We start from the raw sequence: 12272 nt of genomic DNA, 5'->3' as shown, positions 1-12272 counted from the left end.
TGCCAACTTTCAGCTTTCTCACTTCAAATTTCATCCTTTATGAGACCGCTTCGTTCCTCTCGGTGACAACACTGCCTACTGCCTACTGCCTACTTTTCAGCTTTCTCACTTTAGCTTTCAGAATTTAATAATTCAGACTTTAAGACTTCAGCTTTCCATAATACCTTAAGCAATCCACCACGTTATTTTCTTCCAAGGCCAGGATTTCTTCTTCTCCTAGATTGCTGATTGAAGGAAGTTTTCCATCAAAGCTTTCTTTGCCGATCATTTGAAGATACTTCTTAAATTTTTTAGATGAAGGATTTTCAAAGGTTTGCCAATAATTCTCCGAAAAACAAGGGATTTTCAAAGGGTCTCTGGTAATCATTTCCAATGAAATATTTACCTCAGGATGATAGCTTTTACAGAGCTCTATTCCTTTCTTCAGTTTGACTATGCCCTTTCCCAAAGGAACTTCTGAAAGTAAAAAGCCTTCCTCATACTCTTGAACTCCCATATCCTTCACATGGGTAGAAAATGCAAAAGGTGCCAATGTTTCTATCACCTCATCTGGGTATTCCAGTAAGGATATATTATTTCCAAAATCAACTGTCGCTCCCACCCACTCGCTACTGAGATTTTGCAGGATTTCTACCAATTCGGCTGCTTTCCAATCTTTATGGTTTTCTATCGCCAATTTCATCTGATGCTTTCGCACCACCTTTTCAGCCAATTGAATTCTTTGAATAGAATATGCTTTGAAGGCAACAAACTCTTCTCTACTCTTAAAATTTTCATAGCGCCTGCCTCCCAAGCAAACAGTCCTAATCACCATTACTCCAGCTTCTTTCGCCAATAGCACTTCATTTTCAAACCTATCTACATCTCTTTCCCCCTCAGGCATGGCAATACTTGCCTCTAAATACATCTCCATTTCTTCCCTTGCTTCCCGGACTTTTTGCCCCATTTCACCAAACCAGGTTCCCACTCCTATCTGTATCCCTCCTGCCCCAATTGCATGACAATGCCTCATGAAATCAAGGGTGTTTTGAAAGCCGGGATATTGAGAGCTGCCAACTTTGGATCCATACCGATGACCATAAGAATGAATCACAATTCCCATTTTATATTCCTTGAGGAAATCCGGAATAGCAGGCATAGAAAAACCTGTAGCCAAAAGGCCCAAACTGGCTGTTTTGATAAATTCTCGTCGGGTGGATTTCATAAGGTGGGGGTTTATTCTTGAAGGTTTTTCACGTGCTCATTCAATTCATTGGCAGACCAAGGATACACTCTTCCCTGTGAGGTATGACGAACTCTCCCCACTGTTCTACCCGAAATGGGTGCTGCCTGATTTCCCCATTCGTTGCGGATGTAGGTTAAAATGGCAGCAATACTTCCATCATCCAAGGTAGAATGGGAAGGCATAACAGGTAGAATTTCCGGAGCATTATACTTTTTCCCTGTTACCTCAATGGGCCCTTCTATCCCGTGCAGCAAAATCAAAGACAGCCTTCTTTCATCTCCCAAAACCCAATCTGAATTCGCTAAAGGTGGGCCCATTCGGTTAACTCCTTTTCCATTTCCTCCATGACAACCTGCGCAGGCGCTTAGGTATTTTTGTCTTCCTGAGGCAAATTGCTTCATAGATTCAGCATCCAGATTCATGGTGGTATTTTCTTCGATTTCAGGCTGGTGGCCTGGCCATCGAAATAAGAGCTTGATTTTTTCCAACTGCCTCTGGTCCAAACCCATTTTCTGATCTTTGAAAAATGCAGGTTGGCTGGAAAAAGAAACCAAGCCAATGTTTTCAACATCTCCTGCCTGAACAGCCATCCCCGCTAAGATCGCCTGTGCTTTCCAGTTATCTTGGTTCTTTTCAATTAATATCAACAGATCTGATATCTCATTTTTATCTTTATTGCGAATAATGGCAGCACTGAGTATTTCCAATACTATTTCCTTTTCCGGATTAGGGTTTTTCCAGTCTGCTGACAAGAAATTCAAAAAGTCACTTTCACGCTTCTCCAAACTGCTAAGAATGGCATCCCGCATCAAGGCTTCAAATCCATATTTCTCTGCCATTTGCTTTAAGGCCTCAAACTGAATCTCTGACTCCAATACGAAGGAGGAAAGAGCCATCTGCAGAGCCAGAGTTGGGTTTTTGGTTGCTGAATTGGCTTGGTAGAACTTTTTTAAGTTCTGCTTCACACCAGGCTCATTTTGAAAGGCTTCCAACAACCTTAAAGCATGAATTTGAACCTCGGGACTACTGGAATTTAAGGCCTTGAAAAGGATCTTACTATCTAAAGCACCCAAGCCTTCCAGCGTATAAAGGCCGTGAATCGAAGCATATTTTCCTCCCAGTGAAAAGTCCAGATTTTGTAAATCCCTAGCAATTTTTAGATCTCCGCTTTCTACCATTATCCGCTGAGCTTGATCCCTGTAAAAACCATTTGAATTGGCCAAATAGACCTGAAATTGGTCGGGAGCCAATTTTGAAAGCTGAGGAGGTTTTTGATATTGATAACCTTTGGGAACAATTCTCCAAATTCTGCCCATGTGCCCGGGAGCTTCGAGTTTTCTCAATAAGGTTTGTTCTTTCAAATAGGGAGTCATATAGCTTCCATGCTGTACAATTCCCTGATACATATCTGCTATATACAATCCTCCACTGGGACCAACACTGGCATATACAGGACGAAAGCGTTCATCTGTTGAGGCTAAAAATTCCTTACCAGGATTTGGGTCAAAAGCCTCTAAAAGCATTCCCTTTTCCCGAACCACATTTCTTTTGACCAAATTCCCAGCATTTTCCAGGACGAAAATATTTCCTCGATATTCCTCTGGAAAGAGATCAGCTCTATACACCGTGGGTGAGCAAGCAGAGGTAAACTCCAGTAATCGCCCCGCAGAATCAAGAGTTCCGGGAATATATCCCCGATTGACCGCCAAATTTGACCTGATGGGAAAAATCTTCCTGTCAATAGTCAAACCATGATCTATGCCTGTGCTAGGTTGATGATTGGGATTTCTGGTGATGGAATTGGGAGCCACCAAATCGGCATGCAACTGAGACCAATTATAATTATACACTAACCTTCCCTGATCGTCTTGGGAAATACCCCATTGTCCGCGAAACTCAGTGCTATCCCGAATCCAAAATCCATTTTGAAACCTATAGCGCAGTCTGGACTTGGCACTGTAATACCAATTGTCTAGGTTTCTCACGAAGCCATTATCGGAATGCTCCGGAATTCCATTCGAAGCATAGGTAGAATCCAATAATACTTTAGTGTCAGCTTTCCAATCTCCATCCAAATCCTTGGTAATCCAGAGTGCATTATTTTCAGCAACTAAAGCTCCATTGCGAACCAATCCCAAAGCCCTCGGCATAATCAGGCTATCGAGATAGGTAATTCTGTGATCCATCACTCCATCTCCATCCAAGTCCTCCAATATGGCAATTCTTCCAACAGGCAGGCTTTCCTCCGAACCTTCTATATCACTCATATAGCCCCGCATTTCCACCACCCAAAGCCTGCCGTCTTCATCAAATTGGATGATCACTGGGCTTTCCACCAAAGGTTCGGAAGCCACTAACTGTACTTCAAATCCTTCCTCAATCTGAAAAGTTGCCAATTCCTCTTGAGGAGACCGAACGGGACTGTCTTGGCTTTCTTCCAAAGGCTTTTGCTCAGTACAAGATGCAACTGCAAGGCTGAAAACTATCAACAGGTGACGGAGCTTAAAAAACATCAGGCAAGGAAATTTTGGGTTTAGAGGCAAATCGAGCGAATCACTCAATTTTTAACTCATTTTAAGGATAAATAGAGCAATTGCCAATAAATATTCTTCAAATGGAAACGTTTACAAGAAATAATCTGGAATTTTATCAACTTAGCATTAGGAATATCCGATTAAAATATATGGACCAAACACCTCTGACGGCTTTTATTGATTTGATTCGCTCTCATACAATTTTTGTGAGAGATGGAGGCGTTTTCAAAGATTTGATGTTGGAGGTGGAGCTAAAAATCAAGCAAAAATACTGGACGCTTTATTTGGAAGATGAGCGTGGGGATTTTGATGAAAAGAATCAGCCTCTTTGCCTTTTTTTAGTCCTATACAACCTTGAGTTATTTACCGATAGCAGAGGGTATTTCAATTGGTGTAAGGTTCATGGTCTTAATTCCTCTTCTTCTTTTTGGTTGAATTATTACAGGGATTTGGGAAGAATTGAACAGGAAATCAGATTAGAACTGAAGGGCTTTAACAATCCTGTTTCCGGGGTGGATTATGAATTGAGGAATGGGAGTTTTTTGAGTTTGATTAAGGGAGAGTAGGTTTTTTTTACCACAGAGGACACGGAGGAATACACAGAGAGACTCAGGGATTAAGATTTTTGATTTACGATTTACGCCCCGATAAATATCGGGGTACGAAGGGCTGAGGAGCTTTTGAGGCTTTGCTTAGAAATAAAATGCTTTTATTTCCCTCAGATCAACACAGAAAAATTCACAGACCTGACTGTCGTCAGGCAAGTTCTACACAGATTTTCGGGGTCAAAACCAATGTCAGGCTGAGCGCCTGCCTGACGGCTAGTTAGGGAGTCGAAGCCTTTGTTGCAAACCACTCCAAAATCATCTTTACTTCTTCTATTCTTTGCGGGATATCAATTCTTTGCGCCGCAGCGAGCTTTTAAAACCACAGAGGACACGGAGGAATACACAGAGACTCAGGATTAAGATTTTTGATTTACGATTTAAGATTTACGAAGGGTTGAGGAACTTTTGAGGCTTTGCTTAGAAATTTAATCGCTTTTATTTCCCGCAGATCAACGCAGAAAAATTCGCAGACCTGACTGCCGTCAGGCAAGTTTTTCACAGATTTGACTACCCTCAGCAAGATTTCTCAAATCAAATCCTTCCTTAGCTTCTTATCTTTTTTGCTGAAGAAGAATAAATATCAAATCGCTTCTCCGAAGCTCTTATTTACTCGTCATGCCAGATACTACAATCAAAACGCCTCTCCGAGGCTCTCAAAAATCCAGCTAATCAGGAGCACCAGCGGTGTGATATTATTGTAGAAAATAAGTTATGAAATGAACCAAGAGCACCAGAGGTGCGATTTGATAAATGCTTTGACTCTTAAATCCTTTTCCGGAGATAAAATCGCAAAGGGACATTCTAGACTTCTCACTTCATCTTTTAGATTTATTAAGACTGCTTCACCCGATCCAATACTTTTCCATTAATTGTATTCTTAGAAACATTCCGAGTTAATCATCATTAAAATAAAGAATGGCGGGTTCGCAGTGACGGCACTGCTTACTTTTTAGACCTCTCACTTTATCTTTCAGACTTTCTTTGCCTCTTAATTCCTTTGCGGGAGATAAAATCGCATCCCTACTTTTCAGACTTCAAATTTCATATTTCATACTTATCAAGACTGCTTCCTCGCGGTGACGACACTGCCTACTACCACTGCTTACTGCCTACTTTTTAGACTTCACACTTTCATAATTCAGCCTTCCAAAGGGGCCCTTTATCACTTCCATGCTCCCAAAGCATAATACTTATTTAATTATTGTAAATTTTCAAGAAAATTGACATTTCATCCCTAAATCTTGAAAATCCGTCTAAGCTCCATATTGCTCCTTTTTGTGCTGTCAGGTCCCCTGACATTGAGCTTGCTGTGGCTGAATTTTCAAAAAACTCAGCTTCAAAACTCCTTTGAAAGCAGGTTTGAAGAATCTGAGGAAAAGTCCAACCTTATTACCTTAAGCTTCACAATAGAGGAATCCAAAACGCTCTTGGAATGGGAACATGAACGGGAGTTTGAATACAAAGGCGAAATGTATGATGTACTCGAAATCAAAGAAGATGGGGATCAAATTCATTATTTGGTTTGGAGGGATATGGAAGAAACCAAAATCAAAAAGCAACTCTCCAAACTCTGGGAAGAAGAAGGAACTGAAAAAGAACAACAATTGGCCGTTTTCACCCTATTCTTTCATGCCAATCATTCTTTGATTCCCAAACCCTTCTCGCAAGAAATAAACAGACAATATTCCAGTTTTATCCCTCAGGCTGTTCCTCAGCCCTTACTTTCCAATCCGTTTTCACCTCCTGATTTTTTGAATTGATATACCAATAGAAATCACCTTTTCCGGCTGAACTGGGAAAGGTCTATCCATTCGCATCAATTCGTCAATTATGAAACAAATATTGATTGGGTTTGGCATGCTTTGCTTTTTCTTTCAGCTAAAGGCTCAAACAGTCACTTTGGTAGATAAAGCCACATCCGAACCCATCCGTTACGCTACCTTGAGTAGTGAAATACCTCCTGCCTTTGAATTGACAAATTCCAAAGGTCAGGTCAACTTGAGCCCATTCAAAGGGGCTTCAAAAATTACGATCAGCAGTTTTGGTCATCAAACCATCAAGATAAGCTATGATGAACTGCTCACTTTGGGAAATATTATCCAACTGGAAAACTCCAACCTCAATCTCAGCGAGGTGGTGATTTCCGGCAATAGATGGTCCCGATCCTCTGAAAATTTACCTACCAAAATAATATCCATATCACCCGATGAAATAGCATTCCAAAATCCTCAAACTGCCGCAGATTTACTGGGAGTATCCGGAAAAGTGTATATCCAAAAAAGCCAACAGGGAGGTGGAAGCCCTATGATCAGAGGGTTTGCAACCAACCGCCTATTGTATGTGGTGGACGGAGTCAGAATGAATACAGCCATTTTCCGGGGAGGCAATATTCAAAATGTGATCAACCTGGACCCATTTGCCATGGAGCACGCAGAGGTATTATTTGGTCCGGGTTCGGTGATATATGGAAGCGATGCAGTAGGTGGAGTTATGAGTTTCAATACCTTGACTCCAAAGTTTTCCTTAGATGAAAATGCCAGTATTTCCGGCAATGCAATCACCCGATATTCCTCGGCAAATAATGAAAGTACAGGACATCTGGACTTGAATGTTGGCTGGAAAAAATGGGCAATCAGTACGAGTATCAGTGCTTGGGACTACGATCATCTGAGACAGGGATCTAATGGGCCCGATGATTATCTGAAACCCTTTTATGTCAAAAGAATCAATGAAGAGGATGTAGTAATTCCTCTGGAAGATGGAGGATTAAGACAAATTCCATCTGCCTATTCTCAGCTTAATCTGATGCAAAAGGTTCGATTCAAACCCTCGCAAGCCTGGGATTTTCAATACGGTTTTCATTATTCTGAAACTTCTCCCTATGGAAGATATGACAGACATAATCGAATCCGAAATGGACTTCCCCGCTATGCTGAATGGGATTATGGACCTCAAATCTGGATGATGAATAATCTGAGCATCAAACATTTTGCTCAAAAAGGAGCATTTGATCAAATGAGTATCAGGCTGGCACATCAGCATTTTGAAGAAAGCAGAATAGACAGGGATTTAAATAAACCGATTCGGACAACACAGGATGAAAAGGTGACAGCCTTCTCCATCAACACCGACTTTACCAAAATCCTGGACGCCAATAATACCTTGGTTTATGGAGCTGAGTGGGTTCTGAATGAGGTTTATTCCAATGGTATGATCACCAATATTACCATCCTAGAATCAAGCCCCGGCCCTTCCAGATATCCGAGAGCGGATTGGCGTTCATTTGGAGTTTATATCAATGAAGAGCACAAATTGAATGAGCAAGTTAATCTGCAAAGTGGACTGCGCTATAATTGGTTTGGCTTGGATGCAAGCTTCGATACCAGCTTTTATCCCTTCCCTTTCACAGAGGCCAATCTTTCCGATGGAGCTTTGACAGGAAGTATAGGAGGAGTGTATAGACCCAATGATTCATGGGTTATCAGCAGCAATTTTGGAACGGCCTTTCGGTCTCCCAATGTGGATGATATAGGAAAGGTTTTTGATTCTGAACCCGGAGCTGTGACCGTGCCCAACCCTGATTTGGAAGCCGAATATGCCTATTCTTTGGATTTAGGTGTAGCCAAAAAACTCGGTGATTTCGCCAAACTGGATGTAACTGGCTATTATACTTTACTGAATAATGCCTTGGTTAGAAGGGATTTTACTTTGGCAGGAAATGACAGCATCATCTATCAAGGTGAATTGAGTAAGGTACAGGCAATCCAAAATGCAGCTCAGGCCAGAGTATATGGGCTACAAATTGGATTGGAAATCAAAATGAATGATCACCTTTCCTTTTCATCGGATTTGAATATTCAAAGCGGTGAAGAAGAACTAGACAATGGTGCAATCAGCCCATCCCGTCATGCCGCCCCCATGTTTGGAATAAGCAGATTGACCTATAGAAAAAACAAACTTCAGGTTCAGCTTTATGCAAGTTATCAGGGTGAAAAAAGCTTCGATGAGCTCCCTGTAGAAGAGCGTGCAAAGCGAGAAATTTATGCAAAAGACAGTGATGGAAACACCTTTGCCCCTTCCTGGTATACCCTAAATTTCAAAACAAGCTATCCGATTTTTGACTTCCTGATTTTGAATGCAGGAATCGAAAATATCACGGATCAGCGCTACAGGCCTTTCAGTTCCGGCATTTCAGGACCGGGCCGAAATATCCAGCTTTCCCTTAAAGCCAGTTTCTAAAAATAAGCTCAATCAAATACCAGTCTGAGGAGTAGATTCTCCTCAGACTTTTTTATTTTAAAGGAGTTTAAGCCAGCATTCTATGTCATTTTTTCCTTCATCTCCATCCGAAATTTCAGCTTTTATCTCTAAAGGCCTGAGTGAGGCGGAAGTGGAAAAAAGAAGAGCTGAGTTTGGCCCCAATCTTTTGGAAGAAAAAAAGCGAAAACCAGCCTGGAGACTATTTTTGGAGCAGTTTCAGGACTTTATGATCGTTATTTTGATGGTAGCGGCTTTGATATCCGGTGTTGCTGGTGAATGGACTGACACCATCATTATCCTGGTTATTATTATCCTCAATGCCATTTTGGGATTCGTTCAGGAATATAGAGCCGAAAAAGCCATGGAATCACTCAAAAAAATGAGTGAGGTTCAGGCCAACCTAATCAGAAATGGAAAGAATGTTCAGGTCAAGTCTGAGGAATTGGTTCCGGGGGATTTGGTAAGACTGGAAGCAGGAAATATGATTCCAGCTGATATCCAATTGCTGGAAGGATTCTCCATACAAATGGACGAAGCCTCCTTGACAGGGGAGTCCGTGCCGGTAGAGAAATCCGGGTTGAAAAATCAGATAATTGAAAGCCCGAAGGTAGAAAGTGCCAATCACTTATTTAAAGGAACCTTGGTTACCAATGGCAGAGGAATAGGCATGGTGATAGCTACCGGGATGCAAACTCAATTGGGTAAGATCGCAGATTTGCTTCAGGAGGAAAGACCAAAAACACCGCTTCAAGAAAGGATGAAGCGTTTTGGAAAAATCATTTCTTATCTCGTCCTGCTGATTTGTCTCTTGATCTTCGGCTTCGGCATATTGCGGGGAGAGGAACCTATCCCTCTTTTGCTGCTATCGGTAAGTTTGGCGGTCGCAGCTATTCCAGAGGCATTGCCGGCCCTGATTACTATCGCGCTTTCCTTGGGAGCAGCCAGGCTGGCAAAAAAAGAAGCCTTGATCCGAAAACTTCCTGCCGTGGAAAGCTTGGGCTCGATCACTTATATCTGCACTGATAAAACAGGCACTTTGACTAAAAATCAAATGACTGTCATGCAGACAGCATCGGCAGAAATCGCCCCCATTACCAGCAATTATTCCAATATAGATTTGGCCATGGCCTTGAATCATGATATCAAGCCCGACGAAGACGGAGAATTGCAAGGCGAGGCTACCGAGTTGGCCTTGGTCAATTGGGTAAGAGGAAATTTAGGAGAAGAAGATTATCAGTTTATACAAAAACTATTTCCCCGATTCGATGAAATCCCTTTCGATTCGGAGAGAAAGAGAATGAGCACCCTGCATGAGTCCGATAGCAAGATTATTTTGCTTTGCAAAGGAGCCATGGAGTCCATCTTGGATGCCTGCACTCCCAATGCTGATAAAGATGAATTTCTAAGAAAAAGCAATGAATGGGCTGCCAATGGACAAAGAGTTTTGGCCTTTGCAGGAAAGATTTTAGATCAAAAACCCGAAAAAATCAGTACCGATTCTCTGGAAAAGGATTTGGACTTTTTTGGCATCTGTGGAATGATAGATCCGCCAAGGGAAGAAGCTGTATTGGCAATTCAGGAATGTAAGACTGCGGGAATTCATCCTGTAATGATCACCGGAGATCATCCAGAAACGGCCAAAGCGATCGCCAAGGAAGTGGGGATTTTAGAATCAGGTCAGAAAATCCTGACCGGAAAAGAATTTGCCCAATTATCCGATAAGCAATTTGAGCAGGAAGTAGAGCATATTTCGGTTTATGCCCGGGTGACCCCCGATCAAAAGATTCGAATTGTAAAAGCATTACAGAAAAGAGGACATTATGTAGCGATGACAGGAGACGGAGTTAACGATGCCCCATCTTTGCGAAGCAGTACGATTGGAGTGGCAATGGGAATCACCGGAACAGATGTGAGTAAGGAGGCGGCTCATATGATTTTATTGGATGATAATTTTGCCACCATCGTCCGGGCAATTCGGGAAGGAAGGAGAATTTTCGACAATATCCGCAAGTTTGTAAAGTACATCATGACCTGTAATGGTGCGGAAATCTGGACCATTGTAGTCGCTCCTCTACTTGGATTACCTATTCCGCTTTTACCTATCCATATTTTATGGATCAACTTGGTGACGGATGGGCTGCCAGCTTTGGCATTGGCGGGAGAAAGAGCAGAGAAAAACATTATGAAAAGGCCTCCTCGCCCGCCCAGTCAAAGTCTCTTTGCAGACGGGGTTGGAGTTCATATCATTTGGGTTGGACTCTTGATGGCAGGAGTTACTATTTTCTCCCAATTCTGGGCTATTGAGCATGGATGGCATTGGCAAACCATGGTTTTCACGGTTTTGGCATTTTCCCAGTTGGGGCATGTGCTTGCTGTGAGAAGTGAACAGACTTTCTTGTACGAACAGGGCTTTAAAAGCAATAGTCCACTCCTTTTATCCGTGTTTGCTACTATGCTTATTCAGCTGGCAGTGATTTATCTGCCTTTCTTCAATAGTGTTTTTCATACCCAAGCGCTGACTTTGGAGGAATTGGCATTTTGTTTCGGAATGGGCTTGATTGTATTTCATGCGGTTGAGTTGGAGAAATTTATCAAAAGGAAAAGAAAATTTGGTTGATGGTGATAATTTCTATTTTTCTCAGCTGATTATTTTCACCACAGAGAACACAGAGATTGAAATTTAAGATATAGGATTTACGATTTACGAAGGGCAGAGGAACTTTTGAGGCTTTTTTTAGGCATATTATCGCTTTTATTTCCCGCAGATAAACGCAGATAAATTCACAGAACTTCACAGATTTCAGGGTCAAAACCAATGTCAGGCTGAGCGCCTGCCTGACGGCTAGTCAGGGAGTCGAAGCCCTTACTTCCAACCATTTTAATTAATCTATAAATTCTTAATCCTTTTGTGAAAAAAAAATATTCCCTCGCCGTCTTGCTGGCAAATAGCATACTCTCCAAAAGAAGCTCTTGAGCCAGCGCTGGCGAAGATTTCGTCCTACGATCCGTGGGTTAAAACCCACGCTTGCCCGCCGTGGTGGGGCTAAAATATCTGGCGCTCCTTCGGAGCTTTAACTCATGTCATTGACACCTATGCTTCCGGGACTGCGTTCTGCCTACTGCCACTGCCTACTTTTCAGACTTCTCATTTCATCTTTTAGACTTTCTTTGCTTCTTCAATCCTTTGCGGGAGATTAATACTTAAACGCCAATATTTAAGACTTCATAATTCTTAATTCAGACTTGTTGAGACCGCTTCGTGCCTCGCGGTGACGACACTGCCTACTGCCACTGTGTCATTCCCTGAAATAGGTTGACCGTTTTTAAATCAGAATGAAGATGCTAAAAACGGGAAAAAGGATCAATTCACATCGTAAATTTTCTGAAGAATTTAAACGTAAATTGGTAGACGACTTCGAAAAAGGAGTCATGTCTGTTCCTCAAATGCAAAAGCATTACGGAGTTTGTAATGCTCTTATTTATCGTTGGATTTACAAGTATTCCACTTACAATGAAAAAAATATCAGAATCGTTGAGATGAAAGACAGCCAGACACATCGGTTAAAGGAACTCGAAGAAAAGGTCAAGGAGCTCGAACGAACTGTTGGACAGAAACAGATCATGATTGACTATTTAGAAAAGATG

General features: G+C 41.8%; 7 protein-coding genes. 5 read left to right on the top strand and 2 right to left on the bottom strand.

Annotation, left to right across the window (positions count from 1 at the left end):
• Positions 1 to 139: 139 nt before the first annotated feature.
• Together BM073_RS17830 and BM073_RS17825 are read right to left on the bottom strand one after the other, a co-directional pair.
• Positions 140 to 1204 (bottom strand): sugar phosphate isomerase/epimerase family protein, encoded by a 1065-nt coding sequence (locus BM073_RS17830; RefSeq protein ID WP_091655696.1) that lies wholly within the window; start codon positions 1202 to 1204, stop codon positions 140 to 142.
• Positions 1205 to 1215: 11 nt separating this feature from the next.
• Positions 1216 to 3738 (bottom strand): DUF7133 domain-containing protein, encoded by a 2523-nt coding sequence (locus tag BM073_RS17825; RefSeq protein ID WP_091655695.1) that lies wholly within the window; start codon positions 3736 to 3738, stop codon positions 1216 to 1218.
• A gap of 101 nt (positions 3739 to 3839) precedes the next feature.
• Between BM073_RS17825 and BM073_RS17820 the strand changes: the two genes are divergently transcribed.
• The 5 genes from BM073_RS17820 to BM073_RS17800 all read left to right on the top strand — a co-directional run.
• On the top strand, positions 3840 to 4325 hold the full coding sequence (locus BM073_RS17820) for a hypothetical protein (protein ID WP_139217527.1): 486 nt from the start codon (positions 3840 to 3842) through the stop codon (positions 4323 to 4325).
• Positions 4326 to 5608: 1283 nt separating this feature from the next.
• Entirely contained in the window at positions 5609 to 6127 is a 519-nt protein-coding gene (locus BM073_RS17815) for a hypothetical protein (protein WP_139217526.1), read from the top strand.
• A gap of 70 nt (positions 6128 to 6197) precedes the next feature.
• Positions 6198 to 8606 carry a TonB-dependent receptor plug domain-containing protein gene (locus tag BM073_RS17810; protein ID WP_091655692.1) on the top strand — a complete coding sequence of 803 codons (2409 nt, stop codon included), beginning with the start codon at positions 6198 to 6200 and terminating at the stop codon, positions 8604 to 8606.
• Between the two features lie 82 nt (positions 8607 to 8688).
• Positions 8689 to 11244 (top strand): cation-translocating P-type ATPase, encoded by a 2556-nt coding sequence (locus BM073_RS17805; RefSeq protein ID WP_091655691.1) that lies wholly within the window; start codon positions 8689 to 8691, stop codon positions 11242 to 11244.
• Between the two features lie 716 nt (positions 11245 to 11960).
• On the top strand, positions 11961 to 12272 hold a 312-nt coding region (locus tag BM073_RS17800), incomplete at its 3' end, for a transposase (RefSeq protein WP_245756428.1).

Source organism: Algoriphagus ornithinivorans (genome assembly GCF_900115305.1).
Taxonomy (GTDB): Bacteria; Bacteroidota; Bacteroidia; order Cytophagales; family Cyclobacteriaceae; genus Algoriphagus; species Algoriphagus ornithinivorans.
Note: the sequence above shows the minus strand (reverse complement) of the source record. Positions and strands in the feature narration are given on the sequence as shown.

Excerpts from the sequence above, each read along its gene's own strand:
- BM073_RS17830 (WP_091655696.1), bottom strand. The coding sequence starts at position 1,204 with ATGAAATCCACCCGACGAGAATTTATCAAAACAGCCAGTTTGGGCCTT.
- BM073_RS17810 (WP_091655692.1), top strand. The coding sequence starts at position 6,198 with ATGAAACAAATATTGATTGGGTTTGGCATGCTTTGCTTTTTCTTTCAG.
- BM073_RS17825 (WP_091655695.1), bottom strand. The coding sequence starts at position 3,738 with ATGTTTTTTAAGCTCCGTCACCTGTTGATAGTTTTCAGCCTTGCAGTT.
- BM073_RS17805 (WP_091655691.1), top strand. The coding sequence starts at position 8,689 with ATGTCATTTTTTCCTTCATCTCCATCCGAAATTTCAGCTTTTATCTCT.
- BM073_RS17820 (WP_139217527.1), top strand. The coding sequence starts at position 3,840 with ATGGAAACGTTTACAAGAAATAATCTGGAATTTTATCAACTTAGCATT.